This is a genomic window from Mesorhizobium sp. M0077 (assembly GCF_040322955.1).
Lineage (GTDB): Bacteria > Pseudomonadota > Alphaproteobacteria > Rhizobiales > Rhizobiaceae > Mesorhizobium.
Genome location: NZ_JAMYUL010000006.1, coordinates 88437 through 105888, shown reverse-complemented (window position 1 = coordinate 105888; position 17452 = coordinate 88437). Strand labels below are relative to the sequence as shown.

Here is a 17452-nt window from a genome sequence, read left to right as displayed (position 1 = left end):
TTTATTTAAACACAGGCTAAGACAGCGGCTTCGGCGATGCGTTGGGGTCGGCGCATCGACCATGGGGAATATTGGGGGTTGCCGGCGACATGAAGAAACGAGACTCGCTGGGAACCCGGCTGCGCTACGGGTTTGACAAGAGCATGGCCGCCGGCCCGATCGCGCTGATCGGCTGGCTCGCCGTTGCTTCGCTGCTGATCATCATTGCCGCCGCGGCTTTCCTTGCGGTGACCCGCATTGCGCCGGAGGGCGGCGAGCCGTTGAACTTCTTCGAAGCGTTCTGGGAATCGCTGATGCGCACGCTCGATTCCGGCACGATGGGCGGCGACACCGGCTGGGCCTTCCGTCTCGTCATGCTGTTCGTCACGCTTGCCGGCATCTTCGTCGTGTCGGCCCTCATCGGCGTGCTCAGCGCCGGCGTCGACAGCAAGCTCGATGAATTGCGCAAGGGTCGTTCCCGGGTGCTGGAGAGCGACCACACCATCATCCTCAACTGGTCGCCATCGATCTTCGACGTCATCTCCGAACTCGTCATTGCCAATGCCAGCCGCCGCCATCCGCGCATTGTCGTCATGGCCAATATGGACAAGGTCGCAATGGAGGACGAGATCGCCGCCAAGGTCGGCAGACTGGGCAATACACGCATCATCTGCCGCAGCGGCGACCCGACCGACCTCTACGATCTGGCCATCGTCAACCCGCAGACCTCGCGCTCGATCATCGTGCTGTCGCCGGACGGCGACGATCCGGATTCGCAGGTCATCAAGACGGTGCTGGCGCTGGCCAACGACCCGAACCGGCGCACGGCGCCCTATAACATCGCCGCCGAGATCCGCGACGGAAAGAACGCCGAGGTCGCCCGCGTCGTCGGCGGGGCGGAGGTGCAGCTTGTCCTGGCCGACCAGCTGATCTCGCGGATCGTCGTGCATTCGAGCCGGCAGTCGGGTCTCAGCGGCGTTTATTCGGAGCTGCTCGATTTCGACGGCTGCGAGATCTACACCACCGAGCAGCCTGATCTCACCGGCAAGACCTTCGGCGAGGCGGCGATGGCGTATGAGCATTGCGCGCTGATCGGGCTCTGCGACGAAAAGGGGTGCGTCAACCTCAACCCGCCACCGGAGCTGGTGATCGGCAAGGACATGCGCGCCATCATCATTGCCGAGGACGATGCGGCCATCAAGCTGGGAAGCGCGGCGGCCAAGATCGATACCGCGGCGATTCTTCGCCATCAGCCCATTGAGGCGAAGCCGGAGAGCACGCTGATCCTTGGCTGGAACCGGCGCGGTCCGATCATCACCTATGAACTGTCGCGCTACGTCGCGCCGGGTTCGATCCTGACCATCGCCGCCGATACGCCAGGCCTCGAGCAGGAAGTTGCCGGCCTGCCGGTCGTCGGCGACAATCTGTCGGTTTCCTGCCGCATCACCGACACGTCGAGCAGCACAGAACTGGCAAGCCTGGACGTGCCTTCCTACGACCACGTGCTCGTCCTCGGCTACAGCGAGACCATGGCAGCGCAGCCCGCCGATACGCGCACGCTGGTGACGCTGCTGCATCTGCGCAAAATCGCAGACGATGCCGGCACGCACATCTCGATCGTCAGCGAGATGATCGACGTGCGCAACCGCGAGCTGGCGGCGGTGACCAAGGCCGATGATTTCGTCGTCAGCAACCGGCTGGTCAGCCTGATGCTGGCGCAGGCTTCGGAGAACCAGCATCTCGCCGCGATCTTCGATGACCTGCTCGACGAGGAGGGCTCCGAAATCTACATGCGTCCGGTCGGCGACTATGTCGCCATCGACCAGCCGGTGACGTTCTGGACGATCGCGGAATCGGCGCGGTTGCGCGGAGAGATCGCCATCGGGCACCGGCGCGTTCGCGCCGCGCAGAGTGATGAGCGGGCGCTGGGCGGCGTCACCGTCAACCCGTTGAAGTCGCAAGCGCTGGCCTACCTGCCTGAGGACCGGGTCATCGTGCTGGCGCGGGACTAAACCCCGACTGCCTTGGCGCGAGCCAGAAGCCGTTCGGCGAGCCTGAGATGCGGCCGGTCATACATCTTGCCGTCAATGCCGACCACGCCAGGATTTCCGGCCGCCTCGAAAGCCGCGACGATGGCCCGCGAGCGCTCGACCGCCTCGGCCGATGGCGTGAAGGCGGCGTTGATGACCGGCACTTGCGCCGGATGGATCGCCATCTTGCCGGCAAAACCATCACGCTCGGCCTCCGTGCATTCGGTTTCGAAGGCGGCCATATCACGAAAGGCGGGGAAAACCGTGTCGATCGCCGCGACTTCGGCTGCGCCGGCGGCGAGGATGGTCATGGTGCGGGCAAGGCGGAAGACATCGGTGTATCGACCGTTGTCGTCGCGCGCAGCCCGCGCACCGATCGCCGCGGACAGATCTTCGGCACCCCAGGTGAGGCCGGCAAGCCGGGCGCTTGCCCCGGCGTAGGTCGCGGCGGCCAGCAAACCGGCAGCCGTCTCGGTGATGATCGGCAGGATCTTGATCGCGCCATCCGGCAATCCGTTTTCGGCCTCATGCACGCGGAGCTTTAGGGATAGCTGCTGAACATCCTGGCCGCTGTTCGACTTCGGCAGCATGATGCCGTCGGGCTTTGCAGGAACCAGCGCGGCCAGATCATCGTCGGTCAATCTGGTCGAGAGATCGTTGACGCGGATATAGATGGCGGAGCTTGTCTGCTGCCGATTGCCGGCGATAAAGCGTGCCGCGATGTCGCGTGCCGCCGCCTTGTTTTGTGGCGCCACGGAATCCTCGAGATCGACGATGACCACGTCGGCGCCGGCGCCAAAGCCTTTGTCCAGCTTCTTTTCGGAATCGCCGGGCACAAACAGCAGCGAGCGCATCAGGCCGCCTTTTTCATCATCATCGCCTGGCGCGTGCACTTGGCGACGAGCACTTCGTTCTGATTGTAGGCGCGATGCTCGAACTCGACGATGCCGCGGTCCAACCTGGATTTCGATTCCCTGGCTGAGATCACCGTCGTTTCGACACGGATGGTGTCGCCGTGGAAGACCGGGTGCGGAAACACCGTCTCCCTCATGCCGAGATTGGCAATTGTGGTGCCGACGGTGATGTCATTGACGGAAATGCCGATCATCAGGCCGAGCGTGAACAGCGAATTGACCAGCGGTCTGCCCCATTCGCTCTTGGCGGCGAAGTCGAAGTCGATGTGCAGCGGCTGCGGGTTCAGCGTCATCACCGAGAACAGCATGTTATCGCTTTCGGTGACGGTCTTGCGCAGCGTGTGCCGAAAGACATGTCCGACGACGAACTCTTCGAGATAAAGCCCGGGCATCGTTTTTCTCCTCCGCTGCCTGACGGTTGATAGGCGCTGCCCATGCCAGCCGCAAGTTTTAAGTCTTTGTTTTGATGCATGTCGTTGCCTCGAAACCGGGGCCACTTTCGAGCGACATGCATTAACAAACATGGTGAACCGTTCGTAAACCATTTCTGCCTATGGTCATTCCTGGGGCCGGAAGCTTTCCGGCAAGGGGCGTAGCAGGCAGTATGGTTGTCTCGCATTTTCTCAAATGGATCTACACCGCGAGGGTTTCGGAGCGCGCCGCAGCGGCGAGCGCGCTGGCCCGCGCCTACGTCAATTCCGACCTGCCTTTCGAAGACCGTTGCGCTGCCGAAGCGGCGCTGACGCTGCTGCTCGACGACGCCTCGTCGAAGGTGCGGCTGGCGATGGCCGAAGCGCTGTCGATGAGCCATCACGCGCCGCTGCAGATCATCAGCGCGCTTGCCTCCGATCAGCCGGAAGTGGCAGCCTTGGTGCTGGCGCGGTCGCCGCTGCTCACCGATGCCGACCTGATCGACCGCGTCGCGGCCGGGCACAAGGCGACGCAAAAACTGATCGCCGACCGGCCGGTCGTTTCGATGGCGGTTGCCGCGGCAATCGCCGAGATCGGCGAACCGGAAGCGTGTGCGACGCTGCTCGCCAATGACGGCGCCGATATAGCCTCACTCTCTTTCCGCCGCATCGCCGAGCGGCATGGCCATATCGCTCATTTGCGCGAGGCAATGGTCACGGATGTGCGGCTGCCGGCCGACTGCCGGCACATGCTGCTGGTCAAGCTCGGCGAAACGCTGAAGGCTTCGCCGCTGGTGATGGCGCTGATGGGGGCGGCCAGAGCCGAGCGCGTCACGCGCGATGCTTGCGTCAAGGCTTCGGTGCGGCTGGTCGAAGGCACGCGCACTGAGGAACATGCGGCACTCATCGAACATCTGCGCCTGCGCGGCGACCTGACCGCAAGTTTCATCATCCGTGCCATTGCCCACGGCAAGGTCGACTTTTTCGGCTCGGCCCTGGTTGCGCTCAGCCAGCAGTCGGAGCAGCGGGTGCGGGCCTTGCTCGCAGGCGGCCAGGACGTTGCGTTGCAGGCGCTCTTCCGCAGCGCCGGCCTTGCCGCTTCCACCCATGGCATCATCCTGCGCGCGCTCAAAATCTGGCGCGAGGTCGCCAACGGCAAGCGCCTCGCCGGCGTGCAGGAGGTCAGCTGGCTGATGCTGAAGGAGCTCGGCGGTCCGGCCACCGAGGGCGATCTCGCCGGCCTGGTCAAGTCGATCCACCTCGACGCGCTGCGGGAAAACGCGCGCGGGCATGCGCTGGCGATAGCCGCGGCCTGACGCCCTAAACTCGGTCCTTGGCGAAGAAATCCGGGAAATCCTCGATCGCGGCGGCGATGATGCGCAGCGAGGCTGCGATCTGCAGCATATCCGCACCGCCGCTGCGCTCTGAAAGGCTGGCTGCATATTGCCGGGCCACAGTGACAGTTGCTGTCTGTGGATCGCCGGTTGCGCGAAAGAGCAGTTCACGCGCGAGGCCGCGCAGGAAATTGGCGATCGAGAGCGCGGTGTCGGTAGGAGTGGACGGCCTCTGCTGCGCGGCGCGCAGGCGCAGGATTTCGAGGCCGACGGTAACGGCGGCGACCCCGCCGCCCAGGATCGCATCGCCTTTCCTGCCGGCATTTTGCAAGAGCGGCATCAGCTGGTTGATGCGGTCATAGGCCAGACTCTCGAAGGCCGAACGCCGCGGCACCCGCTCATGCAGGCACAGCCGCGCCAGATCCTCGCGCATGGCGCGCACGATGCGGTTGGCCGCGCGCCATGGATCCACCGGCAGCACCACGATGAAGACGCCGATAGCCAGCAGGATGCCGACCAGCACCGACGCCGAGCCGGCGAAGAACGGGCCTGGGGCATAGGTCATCGCCTGATGCGGGCTGAGGAAGGCGAGGAAATTGATTGCAAAGGCCGTCGCCACGCCGACGGTGCGCGGATTGGCCATGCCCAGCGCCGCCGGTACCAGGATCGGCACGACAAACAGCGTGAACCAGCCGAAGCCGGGCAAAGCAGGCAGCGCGACCTGGCCAACAAGGAAGGCAAAGGGCAAAGCCAGCAGCGTACCCTTGAAGAAGCCCCAGGACACCCGCACCGGGTCAGGCCGCGCGGCGAAAAGACTGGAGACGACCGCAACGAGGATAACGGTGCCGGCCGCATCGGACCATTTCGTCGTCAGCCAGAAGGCGGCGACCGCCAACGTGGCAAGGGCGGCGCGTATGGCATTGCGCGAAGCCCCGGGATAATCGCGGTGCACCACCAGCGCAGGCGGCTGCCTGTTGCTCCGGATAGGGCGCGTCACCGGTGCGCGCAGGGCGTCGAGGCCGCGCAGCACCTGCTTGAAGGCTTCGGCGAAATCGGCGGCGATGGTGAGGCGGGTTATGGTGCCGACCCTGTCGTCGCCCTGATCGGTCGAGGCGTCGGGCATTTGCCGGGCCTTGCCGGCGATGGCGTCAAGTCGCGTCACCCAGGGCGACGTGTCGTCCAGCGCCTCCGGCGTGGCTGCCAGCTCGCTGACCAGCGACTGCAGTTCGGAGCGCACCGGAATGAGGGCTGCGCTTTTCGGCGCGGCATGCGAATGCAGCGCGCGTGCCGCCGACAGCGCCGACAGAAGCTGACCGATGGTGAGGCGGACCGGATGGGCGCGGGTGGCGAAGCTCGGTGCTTCGAGCCGAGCATAGGTGCGCATCTCGGCCAGCGTCTGGGCGTCGCTGATCAGCTTGCGGTGCAGGCCGGCCAGCGTCGCCGGGTCGCCGCCGGAAAAAGCGCCGCCTGCATAGGTTGCGAGGTCGAGGATGCTGCGCTTCAACCTGGAGATGATGGCATCAGCGGCCAGCTTGGGCAGGATCAGCCGGCTGGTCAGGCCGGCGCAGACGATGCCGAGCACGATCTCGGCGCAGCGCGCGACAGCGAGATCGACGACCACATGCGGCTGGCCGAAAGCCGGCAGCCCAATGATCATCGCGGTATAGCCGGCAAGTGCGGCGCCATAGGCTTCCGGATTGCGCAGCAGCGACGAAACTAGCGTGCACAGCCCAATCCAGACGGATAGCGCCATGACCAGCAGCCAGGGATTGGTGCCGAAAACCGAGGTGATGCCGATCGCCGCAAGTCCACCGGCCAGCGTGCCGAGCAGCCGGTAAAACCCTTTCGCCAGCACCATGCCGGCGACCGGCTGGGCGACGATGAAGACCGTCATCATCGCCCATTGCGGGTGGTCGAGTTTCAACGAGTAAGCAGCGAGAAGCGCGATCAGACCGGCCGAAACCGTGCGCAGGGCGAAAATCCAATCCGAGCGCGTCGGCTGCGTCAGGCCCGCCAAACTGGTTTCGAAGTCGCTCTTCAGCCGCGCCCAGATCACAAGCTGGTCTCCGTATCGGAAGCGCAGGCTAGAGCAATTGCAGGAAAAGTGTGAAACGGTTTTCCGCCCGGAACTGCGTCAAAACAAAGAGTCGGCCGGCGCTCAGATATCCAGCACTTCCGTCGCGGCGAATTCGGCGCGTTCTTGGATGAAGCGGAAGCGGGCTTCCGGCTTGGTGCCCATCAGCGCGTCGACCGCATCCTTGGTCGCCGCCACGGCGTCGATGACATCGACCCTGAGCAGCGTGCGCTTCCTCGGGTCCATGGTGGTTTCCTTGAGCTGCGCGGCCATCATTTCGCCCAAGCCCTTGAAACGGCCGATCTCGACTTTGGCGCGGCCGGTGAATTCGGTGCGCAACAGCTCGTCCTTGTGCGCATCGTCCCTGGCATAGGCAACCTTGCCGCCTTGCCGGATCGAATAGAGCGGCGGCACGGCCAGATAGAGATGGCCGCCATTCACCAGGTTCGGCATTTCCTGGTAGAAGAAGGTGATCAGCAGCGAGGCTATGTGAGCGCCGTCGACGTCGGCGTCGGTCATGATGATCACGCGGTCGTAGCGCAAATCCTCATCGCGGTATTTCGAGCGCGTGCCGCAACCGAGCGCCTGAATCAGGTCCGAAATCTGCTGGTTGGCGGCGAGCTTGTCGTTGCCGGCGCTGGCGACGTTGAGGATTTTTCCGCGCAGCGGCAGCACCGCCTGGCTGGCGCGGTCCCGCGCCTGCTTGGCCGAGCCGCCGGCCGAGTCGCCTTCGACGATGAACAATTCGGCGCCCGCGGCGGCATTCTGCGTGCAGTCGGCGAGCTTGCCGGGAAGGCGCAGCTTGCGCACCGCGCTCTTGCGCGACACTTCCTTTTCCTGGCGCCGGCGCACCCGCTCGTCGGCGCGCGCAATCACCCATTCCAGCAGCTTGGAGGCTTCCTGCGGATTGTCGGCCAGCCAGTGGTCGAACGGATCGCGGATGGCGGTCTCGACAATGCGAATGGCTTCAATCGTTGCCAGCCTGTCCTTGGTCTGGCCGACGAATTCCGGCTCGCGGATGAAAACCGACAGCATGCCGGCCGCCGAGATCATGACGTCTTCGGAGGTGACGATCGAGGCGCGCTTGTTGCCGACCAAGTCGGCATAGGCGCGAAGCCCGCGCGTCAGCACATTGCGAAAGCCGGCCTCATGCGTGCCGCCTTCGCCGGTCGGGATGGTGTTGCAGTAGGAGTTGACGAAGCCGTCACCGCCGAACCAGGTCACCGCCCATTCCAGCGAACCGTGGCCGCCCTGCTTCTCGCTCTTGCCGGCGAAGATTTCGCGGGTCACCTGGAAATCATCGCCGAGCGATGCCTTGAGATAGTCCTTCAAGCCGCCGGGGAAATGGAACTCCGCCTTGGCCGGCGTCTGGTCCTTTTCCTTGATCAGCGATGGGTCGCAGCTCCAGCGGATCTCGACGCCGCCGAACAGATAGGCTTTCGAGCGGGTCATGCGATAGAGCCGTGCCGGCTCGAAGGCGGCGCCCTTGCCGAAAATCTGCTCGTCGGGATGGAAGCGGATTTTGGTGCCGCGCCGGTTGTGCACTTCGCCGAGCTGCTCCAGCCCACTCACCGGAACGCCGCGCGAGAACCTTTGGCGGTAAAGCTGGCGACCGCGCGCGACTTCGACTTCGAGATGGTCCGACAGCGCATTGACGACCGAGACGCCGACACCGTGCAGACCGCCGGAGGTTTCATAGACCTTGCTATCGAACTTGCCGCCCGAATGCAGCGTCGTCATGATGACTTCGAGCGCCGGCTTCTTGAATTTCGGATGCGGATCGACCGGGATGCCGCGGCCATTGTCGGTAACGGTCAGAAACCCGTCGGCCGACAGCTCGACATCGATGAAGGTGGCATGGCCGGCGACCGCCTCGTCCATCGAATTGTCGATGACCTCGGCGAACAGATGGTGCATCGCCTTGTCGTCGGTGCCGCCAATATACATGCCGGGACGGCGCCGCACCGGCTCCAGCCCCTCCAGCACCTCGATGTCGGCGGCGCTATAGCCCTCGCTGCCGTCCTTGGTCGCGGCAGGACGCTTCGTGGCCTGCACCAGCGGGTCGGCCGGGCGCGAAGGTGTCCGAGCCGGTGGGGGCTGCTTTTCCAGATTGCCGAAAAGATCGTTGTTGTCGTCCATGCCTGCCATAGAATCCGGTGCCGCGAATCACCCGTCGATACTGCCACGCTTTTCGGCGCCAAGCGACGGAAGTTCCTGTTACGTTCGGGGATTAAACCCTTCTTATCCTAAAACCTTTCGATAACCAAGCCGGCGGAAATAGGTCCGTGCGGGGCGGCCGCGATTCCTGAATCTTTAACAAAGCGGCCTAGCGTCGCCTCAACAAAACAAAAGACCACGAATGTCAGGGGTTGGTTGTGAGGGGCAAGGCCATAACGATGATTGGCATCGCTGCCGTCTTCGGCGCGATTTCAATCTTTGCCGCGGATTTCTGGGTGAAAAGCCAGGCCAAGGCCGATGCCGAAGAGAAAACGGCGTCGATCCCGGCGCCCGCAGCCCCCAAGGTCGTCTTCAAGACCATCGTGGTGGCCAACGCGCCGCTGCGTTACGGCATGGAGCTTGACCGGGCGCAGCTCAGCGAAATCCCATGGTCCGAGGATTCGGTGCCGCAGGGCGCGTTCACCACAGTCAATGCATTGCTCGCCGAAGGCAGCCGCGTGGTATTGTCGCCAATCGAGATCAACGAGCCGGTGCTGATCAGCAAATTGTCGGGGCCGAACGGCCGCGCGACGCTGTCCAACATGATGACGCCCGGCATGCGGGCGGTGACCATCCGCACAGACGAGATCGCCGGCGTCGGCGGCTTCGTCATGCCGGGCGACCGGGTCGACGTGGTGCTGACACGCGATGCGGGCGAAATCCAGGAAGTGGCCAAGAACGCGCAGGGCGCTGCCGGATCGACCGTTACCTCCGAGATCGTCGTCTCCGACGCCAAGGTGCTGACCGTCGGACAGGGCGCCGACGAGCGCCAGACCACGCCGCAGATCGCCAATTCCGTGACCATCGAGGTGACGACCGAAGGCGCGCAGAAAGTGGCGCTTGCCCGCACCGTCGGCACCTTGTCGCTGTCGCTCCGCTCGGCCGCCGACGGTGGTGCCGCCAAGGACGGCGTCACCACCATCTCGTCCTTCGGCGGATCGGTCGCCTCCGGCGTCCAGGCCGCTGCCGGCGCGCTGTTCACTGCCGCGACCAAGGAGCCTGAGAAGCCGAAATTCAAGACGATCATCGTGACGCGCGGCACGCAGGTCGAAGAATACCAGGTTCCTGCGCGGGACCAGCAATAACTGCCGGTGGGGACCGGGCGAAGGACGGGACAGATGTCGGGACTTCATGCATTTCAGACGACGAAAGGGCTGCGCCCAATGCGGGCGCTTGCGGTGGGGGCTTGCCTTGCCGCGGCCGTAATGCTCGGCCTCAGCGCGCCAGCGAAGGCCGACAACGATATAGTCCATGTCTCGTCGACAACGAATGCGTCGATCAAGGTGGCCAAGGGCAAGCCGAAGACGGTCATGACCAATGCCGCCTTCTACCAGATCGTCATCGGCGATCCGGAGATCGCCAACGTCAATCCGCTGACCGACAAATCCTTCTATGTGCTGGGCAACAATCTCGGCACCACCGGCATCGCGCTGTTCGACGAGAACAAGCAGCTGGTCGGCACCGTAGACATCGAGGTGACGCTGGACACCGACCAGCTGGCCAGCACCATTCGCGCCAGCGTGCCGGACGCCAAGATCAAGGTCGGCTCGGCCAATGGCCGCGTCGTGCTGTCGGGCGAGGCCGATGACGCGGTCGCCGCCGAGAAGGCAAGCAAGATCGCCAGCCGCTTCTCCGGCAATGAGGAAGTGATCAATTCGGTCAACATCTCGTCCTCGCAGCAGGTTCAGCTCAACGTCCGCTTCGTCGAGATCAATCGCCAGGCCGGACAGGATCTCGGCGCCAAATACAGCGCCAATTTTGCTTACGGCATTGGCGGGCGCGATGTCACCATCGAGCCGGGCTCGGTGCCGGGAGCCGGCAATGGCGAGATCATCGGCCGGCTGCTGTCCAACGGCCTGTCGATCGACGTCGCCATCAAGGCGCTGGAGGAACGTGGCCTTGCCCGGCGGCTGGCAGAGCCGAACCTGATCGCCCGCTCGGGCCAGACGGCAAGCTTCCTCGCCGGCGGCGAGTTCCCGATCCCGGTCTCCGAGGACAATGGCAAGATTTCCGTCAGCTACAAGAAATACGGCGTCAGCCTCGACTTCACGCCGACGGTTCTCAAGGACGGGCTGGTCAGCCTCGACATCGCGCCGGAAGTGTCCTCGATCGATGCTTCGGCCTCCTACAATATCGGCAATATCTCGGTGCCGGGCTTTATCGTGCGCCGCGCCAGGACATCGGTCGACCTGAAGAACGGCCAGAGCTTCATGATCGCCGGCCTGCTGCAGTCACAGAACGACATCACCACGTCGCGTCTTCCCGGCCTCGGCAAGCTGCCGGTGCTCGGCTCGCTGTTCTCCTCCAAATCATATCAGCGGCGCGAGACCGATCTGGTGATCATCGTCACCCCCTATCTGGTCAAGCCGGTCGATCCGTCGAAGAAGCTGCTCGAGCCGACCGACGGCACGCAGCCGGCCAGCAATGTCGACTATTTCCTAAACAACACCGAGGAAGTGAAATCATCCGACGCCAATCGTGCAGTGGCAATGGCCAGCGGCAGTACGGCACAGCCGGCCGCGGTCACCACCGTCGGGCATTTCCTCGACCTGCCGAAGGATTGAAGCCATGCGCGTGGAATCATGCATCGCCCTGCTGATCGCCGGCCTCGCCAGCGGCTGCACCAGCGACGACTATGTCCGCTCCGAGGGACCGACGATTGCCGCCGGCAACGCACAGGCCGCCAATACGGCCATGCAGATGGTCGATCCCTGGAAATACGGCGTCCAGAACACCAGGCTGCTGGTGCCGGCGCAGCGCAGTGAGGCGGCAGTCAACGCCGCCGACCAGGCTGCTGCTGCCAAGGCCGTGCAACCGACAGCGACAACCGATTGATTTGCCCGGTGATTTGACCGGGAATGACCTGACAGGCTGACAAAATGGCAAGCGGCATCAAGACCAAGAAGATCCTGCTGGTGTCCAGCGACCGGACCTTTGCGCAGGATACGCGCACCGCGTTCGCGGCCTCGGAGGTGATCCAGCTTTCGACCGTCGAGAAGAACATTACCGAACTGCGCGGCGAGGTCCAGGAAGCCGATTTCGGCGCGCTCATCGTCGACATGGATGCGGCAAAGCTGGAAGAGATCGAGTCGCTGCAGCGCATCATGCGCCGGCTTGAAGGCCGCGTTCCGGTGGTCGTCGTCACCCAGGAATTCAACGCAGCCGCAGTGCGTATCCTGGTGCAGCTCCAGGTCGCCGATTTCCTGGTCAAGCCGATCACCACCGCCGATCTGGTGCGGTCGGTCGTGCGCGCGCTGCAAGGGCCGGGGCGCGAGGAAAACACAGAGTCGCAGATCTATACCTTCATGCCGGCCGCCGGCGGCGTCGGCACCACGACGCTGGCGCTGCAGACCGCCTTCCAGCTGCATCATTCGGTGACGCGCGGCGCGTCGACCTGCGTGGTCGACCTCAACTTCCAGCAAGGCGCCTGCGCCGAATATCTCGACCTTGAGCCGCGCTTCGACATCACCGAAATCGAGAACCAGCCCGAGCGCCTCGACCGTCAGCTGCTGGATGTGATGCTGTCCAAGCATTCGAGCGGGCTCTGCGTGCTGGCGGCGCCAACGCATCCGTCGGAAATGCGCTCGTTTAAGACCGACGTCGTGGTGCGCATGCTCGATCTCGTCTCGGCCTATTTCGACAACGTCGTCATCGACATGCCGCGCACCTGGTTTCCGTGGACGGAAACGGTGCTGCTTGGCTCCAACAAGCTTTACATCGTCGCCGAAATGACGGTGCCGTGCCTGCGCCATACGCAGCGGCTGATCCAGGCGGTCTACGAGACGGCAGGCAAGGAAGTGAAGCCGAACGTGATCGTCAACCGTTTCGAGCAGAAGATGTTCGACAACGGCATCAAGCAGGCGGATGTCCAGGAAATCCTGGGCGAGCATTTCGTCGGCGGCATCTCCAACAATTACCGGCTTGTGCGTGAAGCTGTCGACCGCGGCGTGCCGCTGCATGAGATCGACCCGAACGCCAATGTCGTCAACGATCTGAAGAGGATCATCCTGCCGGAAGAAGCCGTGGTGACGCCGGAGAAATCGCGCTCGCTGTTCGGCATCGGCAGGGGCCTCCTGAAGAGGAAAGCCGGATGACCAGCCGCTTCTCGACCCTGCAGAACCGTGACGTCCGCGCGCCGAAGGCGGCCGAGGCGGCGCCGGTCGCGCATCACGCCGTGGTCATCCCGACGAACCGCAAGGCCTTGCCGCCGAAGCCGGAGACAACACCGGGAAAAAGCGCCAACAAGGTGCTCGATGCCCGCGTGCGCATCCACCGGCTGCTGCTCGAGGAAATCAACCTGGTCGCGCTGGAGCGCCTGCCCAAGGATGAGATGCGCCGGCAGGTGCAGGAGTTCGTGTCGGAAAAGACCCGCCAGGAGCGTATGGCGATCAACACCGTCGAACTTGAAGCGCTGGTCGATGACATCGTCGATGAGATGGTCGGCCTCGGCCCGCTGGAACCGCTGCTCAAGGACCCCGACATCAACGACATCCTGATCAACGGCCACCAGAACTGCTTCGTTGAAAAACGGGGCAAGCTGCAGCAGGTCCATATCCCGTTCAAGGACGAGGCGCACCTGTTGCGCATCGTCAACAAGATCGTCGCCGCCGTCGGCCGCCGGGTCGACGAATCGCAGCCGATGGTCGATGCCCGCATGCTCGACGGCTCGCGCTTCAACGCCGCCATTCGCCCGGTCGCCGTCGACGGGCCGCTGGTGTCGATCCGCAAGTTTTCAAAGAACAAGCTCGGCCTGCACAAGCTGGTCGAGTTCGGCGCCATCACCCAGAACATGGCCGAGGTGCTGGCGGCTGCAGTCCACGCCCGCAAGACGACCATCATCTCGGGCGGCACCGGCACCGGCAAGACGACGATGCTCAACGCATTGTCGGCCTTCATTCCGGAAGACGAACGGCTGATCACCATCGAGGACGCGGCCGAACTGCAGCTGCAGCAGCCGCATGTCGCGCGCATGGAAACGCGCCCCGCCAACATCGAAGGTCATGGCGAGCTGAAGCAGCGCGACCTGGTCAAGAACGCGCTGCGCATGCGCCCCGACCGCGTCATCCTCGGCGAGTGCCGCGGCGAGGAGGCCTTCGACATGCTGCAGGCGATGAACACCGGACATGAAGGCTCGATGGCGACCATCCACGCCAACACGCCGCGCGACGCCATTTCACGCCTCGAGCAGATGCTGGGCATGACCGGCATGCCGATGACGGTGCAGTCGATCCGCAGTCAGATCGCCAGCGCGCTCGACCTTATCGTCCAGCTGACGCGACTGTCGGACGGCAAGCGCAAGGTGACCAGCGTCGCCGAGGTGACCGGCATGGAAGGGGACGTCATCCAGATGCAGGAGATATTCCGCTTCGTGCGCACTGGCATGGAGGCCGACGGCAAGATCCTCGGTCACTACGAGGCGACCGGCATTCGCCCGCGTTTCCTCGAGGACCTGCGCAATATGGGCATTGAATTCCCCGGCAAATATTTCGAACCCGGCCGGCCGCAGGAGTAGCCGGGTGTTCGAGAATTTCAGCCCGATCTATGTCGTTTATGCCGCGGCAGCGCTGACCGGCATCATGATCGCCGAAGGCTGCTATCTGCTCTATGCCGGCCGCAGCGACAAGCGCCTGGCCATCAACCGGCGCATGAGGCTGCAGGAAAACAAGATCAGCCAGGAACAGGTGCTGATTCAGCTGCGCAAGGAACGCGGCCTCGATTCCGGCACGTCATTCTTCTCGCCCGACCGTTTTCGCGCGCTGCGCACGCAGTCTGGCATGGTGATGCCGTTGCCGAAATTCCTGACGATGACGACGGGCGTGGCGCTGGCGATGATGCTCGTCGCGCTCTGGTACGGGCTGCCGCTGTTGCTCGCCATTTTGCTGTTTGTGGTGCTGACAGCGCTGCTGCCGGTAATTGTGCTGCGTTCCAAGCGTGCCCGGCGGGTGAAGCGTTTCGGCGTGCAGTTGCCGGAGGCGCTGGAATTGATCACGCGCGGCTTGAAGGCCGGGCATCCGGTTCCGGTGGCGATCTCGATGGTGTCGCGCGAGATGTCCGATCCGATCGGCACCGAATTCGGCGTTATCTCCGACGAGGTGACTTATGGTTCCGACCTGGTTTCTGCGCTGAATTCACTGTTCGACCGCGTCGGCCAGGAGGATCTGCCGCTGTTCGTCACCGCGGTTTCCATCCAGACGAGTTCGGGCGGCAATCTGCGCGAGATCCTCGACGGGCTGTCGACGACGATCCGCGAACGCGGCAAGCTGCGCCGCAAGGTGCGCGCCATTTCGACTGAGGGTCGTATGTCGGCCTATATCCTGACGGCGGTGCCGGCACTGCTGTTCGCCACCATCATGGTGATGATGCCGCAATTCTATCAGAGCGTCTGGGATGTACCGAAGACGTGGTATCTGCTGGGCGGTTCCGTGACATGGCTGATGCTGGGCAACATCATCATGTTCAAGATGTCGAACTTCCGGTTCTGAGATGGAGCAGATGATCCAGTTTCTTGCATCGCTGGCGCCGACGTCGCTGATGCCGGTAGCCGCGCTGCTGCTGGTGTTGGGTGGCAGCGCGGTGGCATGGCCGCTCGTGGTAGCCAAAGGCGACCGCAACGATCTCAAGCGCCGGCTCAAGATCGACGACAGCAAGACTCCCCAACAGGCCGAGGCGGCGCCGAAGAAGAACCAGAGCGTCGTGCGCGAGAAGGCAGTGAAGCGGGCGCAGGAATTCTACGCCAAGAGCGATCCGGAAAATGTCGCCCGGTTGCGTATGAAGCTGATCCAGGCGGGCTATATGGAGCCGCGCGCGATCGGCACATTCTTCCTGATCCGCTTCGCCTGCCTGGTGGGCGCAACGATCGGCGCGTTCCTGGTCAACCATTGGATGGGCAGCGCCGATTCCACCGCGACCAGCCGCTGGACCTTCATCATCCTGTCGGGAGCCGCCGGCTATTTCGTGCCCGGCCTGGTGCTCAGCCAGAAGGTGCGGGAAAAGATGCGCGAATACCGCAACGGCTTTCCCGACTTCATGGATTTGATGATCGTCTGCTCCGATGCGGGCATGAGCATGGAGGCAGGCATCGAGCGGGTCTCGAAGGAACTGGCCAAGACCTATCCGTCGCTGAGCCAAAACCTGCAGCTGGTGTCGCTGGAACTCAGGGCCGGCCGCAGCCTCGACGATGCCTTGAAGGCGCTCGCCGACCGCCTCAGCTTGGACGAGGTGCGCTCCTTCGCCACGCTCTTGCAGCAGTCGAAGGAACTCGGCACCAGCCTCGCCGGGGCGCTGCGCGTGTTCTCCGACGAAATGCGCCACAAGCGCATGTCGTTGGCCGAGGAGAAGGCACATGCCTTGCCGGCCAAGATGTCGGTGCCAGTGGTGGTGTGCATCCTGCCGGTGGTGCTGATGATCGCCGTCATCCCGATCATCGTCAAAATGACGGCGGTTCAGTAGATACCAAGGCAGTAGATACCAAGTGGCCGCCCGGCGGCTTTCTGCGGTTACTCACTTCAACTACGCTTCGCCTGGATAGTCATATCCGGCCGGTTTGGCCGCTCTCCTTCGGCAAAATCCGCAAAAAGCAAAATGAGTGAGCCGTCCATGCGAATAGTCTTGTGCACCGCCTTCCTCTGCCTCGCCGCCGCCAGTCTGTCGCCGGCCTCGGCCGCGGCCGACGATTGCGGCGACGCTGTCGCTCTGGTGCAGCAGGCATATCCCAAGGCCCAAAAGAGTGCCGATGGCGCCTCCTTCACGCTCGAGCCTCATACCAGCATCGCCCAGACGCTTTGGGATGGCGATGCGCCATTCGGCGTGGTCTGCAAGATCTGGCCCGCCCATGACGACCTGTTGTTGGTCGCCGTGCCGCTGATCGACAGCTCCCAATCCAGCGACGACGGGCATGTCGGCGATGTCGACCTTCTGGTCGTCGACAGGAAGACCCGGCAGGTGCGCCAGCGCCTGCTCCAGCCCGGGCTGATGACCGATGATGCCATCGCCATCAACAAGGTCGAATTCGATACCGGCCGCTATGGCCTGGCGCCCGGTGTCACCGGCTTTGGCCTGCGCATCCATATGGCAAGCCATTCGCGGCCCAATCCCTTCAGCGAAACCGACCTGCGGCTCTATGCCCTTGACGGCGGTGATCTGCGCCTGGTGCTCGACGGCATCATCGTGGCCGGCTTTGGCGGCGAAGGCGACACCAATTGCGCAGGATCCTTTCAATCCAGCCGGGTCAGCCTGGCGATGAGCCCGGCGAGACATCACGGCTATCACGACATCACAGTGTCCGAGCGGTTGGACACCGACAATCCGTCTGTCGACAAGAATGGCGAGTGCCAGTCCCATCCCGGAAGGTCCATGAAACGAACCTACCGGCTGCGCTATGACGGCAGCCGCTATCAGTTTCCGGCGGGGCTCAAGTCGATGGAGCCGGACTAGGCTTCGGTTGGTTAATGGCTTCTGTGCCCGAAACCAAATTTTAGGCGCGTTTCCGCACTGA

Annotated in this window: 14 protein-coding genes; 10 read left to right on the top strand and 4 right to left on the bottom strand. The window is 63.6% G+C overall.

What is annotated here, in order from left to right; translation table 11 throughout:
• Window positions 1-89 precede the first annotated feature (89 nt).
• Window positions 90-1991, top strand: a complete 1902-nt coding sequence (locus NKJ57_RS14510) for a CASTOR/POLLUX-related putative ion channel (RefSeq protein WP_352511679.1) — start codon at window positions 90-92, stop codon at window positions 1989-1991.
• On the opposite strand, the gene NKJ57_RS14505 is transcribed toward NKJ57_RS14510, so the two are convergent.
• Complete coding sequence (locus NKJ57_RS14505) at window positions 1988-2863, bottom strand: HpcH/HpaI aldolase/citrate lyase family protein (protein ID WP_352511677.1); 876 nt, start codon at window positions 2861-2863, stop codon at window positions 1988-1990. The two genes, NKJ57_RS14510 and NKJ57_RS14505, sit on opposite strands and share 4 nt — an antisense overlap.
• Window positions 2863-3447, bottom strand: coding sequence for a MaoC family dehydratase (locus tag NKJ57_RS14500; RefSeq protein ID WP_488377188.1), 585 nt, complete (start codon window positions 3445-3447; stop codon window positions 2863-2865). The genes NKJ57_RS14505 and NKJ57_RS14500 overlap by 1 nt, the downstream gene beginning before the upstream one ends.
• A gap of 80 nt (window positions 3448-3527) precedes the next feature.
• Here NKJ57_RS14500 and NKJ57_RS14495 point away from each other — a divergent pair, with 80 nt between their 5' ends.
• Entirely contained in the window at window positions 3528-4649 is a 1122-nt protein-coding gene (locus tag NKJ57_RS14495) for a DUF2336 domain-containing protein (protein ID WP_352459097.1), read from the top strand.
• 4 nt (window positions 4650-4653) lie between these two features.
• Here NKJ57_RS14495 and NKJ57_RS14490 read toward each other — a convergent pair whose 3' ends face one another.
• Window positions 4654-6723 carry an FUSC family protein gene (locus NKJ57_RS14490; RefSeq protein WP_352511674.1) on the bottom strand — a complete coding sequence of 690 codons (2070 nt, stop codon included), beginning with the start codon at window positions 6721-6723 and terminating at the stop codon, window positions 4654-4656.
• A 102-nt stretch (window positions 6724-6825) separates the two neighbouring features.
• Complete coding sequence (parE, locus tag NKJ57_RS14485) at window positions 6826-8880, bottom strand: DNA topoisomerase IV subunit B (RefSeq protein ID WP_352511673.1); 2055 nt, start codon at window positions 8878-8880, stop codon at window positions 6826-6828.
• Between the two features lie 257 nt (window positions 8881-9137).
• Between parE and cpaB the strand changes: the two genes are divergently transcribed.
• The 8 genes from cpaB to NKJ57_RS14445 all read left to right on the top strand — a co-directional run bounded on the left by cpaB (window position 9138) and on the right by NKJ57_RS14445 (window position 17391).
• A complete protein-coding gene (cpaB, locus tag NKJ57_RS14480) occupies window positions 9138-10043 on the top strand; it encodes a Flp pilus assembly protein CpaB (protein ID WP_352511672.1) in 906 nt (301 codons plus the stop codon).
• A gap of 78 nt (window positions 10044-10121) precedes the next feature.
• Window positions 10122-11522 carry a type II and III secretion system protein family protein gene (locus tag NKJ57_RS14475; RefSeq protein ID WP_031193121.1) on the top strand — a complete coding sequence of 467 codons (1401 nt, stop codon included), beginning with the start codon at window positions 10122-10124 and terminating at the stop codon, window positions 11520-11522.
• Between the two features lie 4 nt (window positions 11523-11526).
• A complete protein-coding gene (locus tag NKJ57_RS14470) occupies window positions 11527-11793 on the top strand; it encodes a hypothetical protein (protein WP_352511671.1) in 267 nt (88 codons plus the stop codon).
• 44 nt (window positions 11794-11837) lie between these two features.
• Entirely contained in the window at window positions 11838-13052 is a 1215-nt protein-coding gene (locus tag NKJ57_RS14465; protein ID WP_352511669.1) for a CpaE/TadZ family protein, read from the top strand.
• Window positions 13049-14470 carry a TadA family conjugal transfer-associated ATPase gene (locus NKJ57_RS14460; protein ID WP_352511668.1) on the top strand — a complete coding sequence of 474 codons (1422 nt, stop codon included), beginning with the start codon at window positions 13049-13051 and terminating at the stop codon, window positions 14468-14470. Before NKJ57_RS14465 ends, NKJ57_RS14460 begins: the two co-directional genes overlap by 4 nt.
• Before the next feature lie 4 nt (window positions 14471-14474).
• On the top strand, window positions 14475-15440 hold the full coding sequence (locus NKJ57_RS14455) for a type II secretion system F family protein (RefSeq protein WP_023704530.1): 966 nt from the start codon (window positions 14475-14477) through the stop codon (window positions 15438-15440).
• A gap of 1 nt (window position 15441) precedes the next feature.
• Window positions 15442-16407, top strand: a complete 966-nt coding sequence (locus tag NKJ57_RS14450; protein ID WP_023681595.1) for a type II secretion system F family protein — start codon at window positions 15442-15444, stop codon at window positions 16405-16407.
• A gap of 147 nt (window positions 16408-16554) precedes the next feature.
• On the top strand, window positions 16555-17391 hold the full coding sequence (locus tag NKJ57_RS14445) for a PA3715 family protein (RefSeq protein ID WP_352511666.1): 837 nt from the start codon (window positions 16555-16557) through the stop codon (window positions 17389-17391).
• Window positions 17392-17452 lie beyond the last annotated feature (61 nt).

Excerpts from the sequence above, each read along its gene's own strand:
- NKJ57_RS14510 (WP_352511679.1), top strand. The coding sequence starts at position 90 with ATGAAGAAACGAGACTCGCTGGGAACCCGGCTGCGCTACGGGTTTGAC.
- NKJ57_RS14505 (WP_352511677.1), bottom strand. The coding sequence starts at position 2,863 with ATGCGCTCGCTGCTGTTTGTGCCCGGCGATTCCGAAAAGAAGCTGGAC.
- NKJ57_RS14500 (WP_488377188.1), bottom strand. The coding sequence starts at position 3,447 with ATGTTTGTTAATGCATGTCGCTCGAAAGTGGCCCCGGTTTCGAGGCAA.
- NKJ57_RS14495 (WP_352459097.1), top strand. The coding sequence starts at position 3,528 with ATGGTTGTCTCGCATTTTCTCAAATGGATCTACACCGCGAGGGTTTCG.
- parE (WP_352511673.1), bottom strand. The coding sequence starts at position 8,880 with ATGGACGACAACAACGATCTTTTCGGCAATCTGGAAAAGCAGCCCCCA.
- cpaB (WP_352511672.1), top strand. The coding sequence starts at position 9,138 with ATGATTGGCATCGCTGCCGTCTTCGGCGCGATTTCAATCTTTGCCGCG.
- NKJ57_RS14475 (WP_031193121.1), top strand. The coding sequence starts at position 10,122 with ATGCGGGCGCTTGCGGTGGGGGCTTGCCTTGCCGCGGCCGTAATGCTC.
- NKJ57_RS14470 (WP_352511671.1), top strand. The coding sequence starts at position 11,527 with ATGCGCGTGGAATCATGCATCGCCCTGCTGATCGCCGGCCTCGCCAGC.
- NKJ57_RS14465 (WP_352511669.1), top strand. The coding sequence starts at position 11,838 with ATGGCAAGCGGCATCAAGACCAAGAAGATCCTGCTGGTGTCCAGCGAC.
- NKJ57_RS14460 (WP_352511668.1), top strand. The coding sequence starts at position 13,049 with ATGACCAGCCGCTTCTCGACCCTGCAGAACCGTGACGTCCGCGCGCCG.
- NKJ57_RS14450 (WP_023681595.1), top strand. The coding sequence starts at position 15,442 with ATGGAGCAGATGATCCAGTTTCTTGCATCGCTGGCGCCGACGTCGCTG.
- NKJ57_RS14445 (WP_352511666.1), top strand. The coding sequence starts at position 16,555 with ATGCGAATAGTCTTGTGCACCGCCTTCCTCTGCCTCGCCGCCGCCAGT.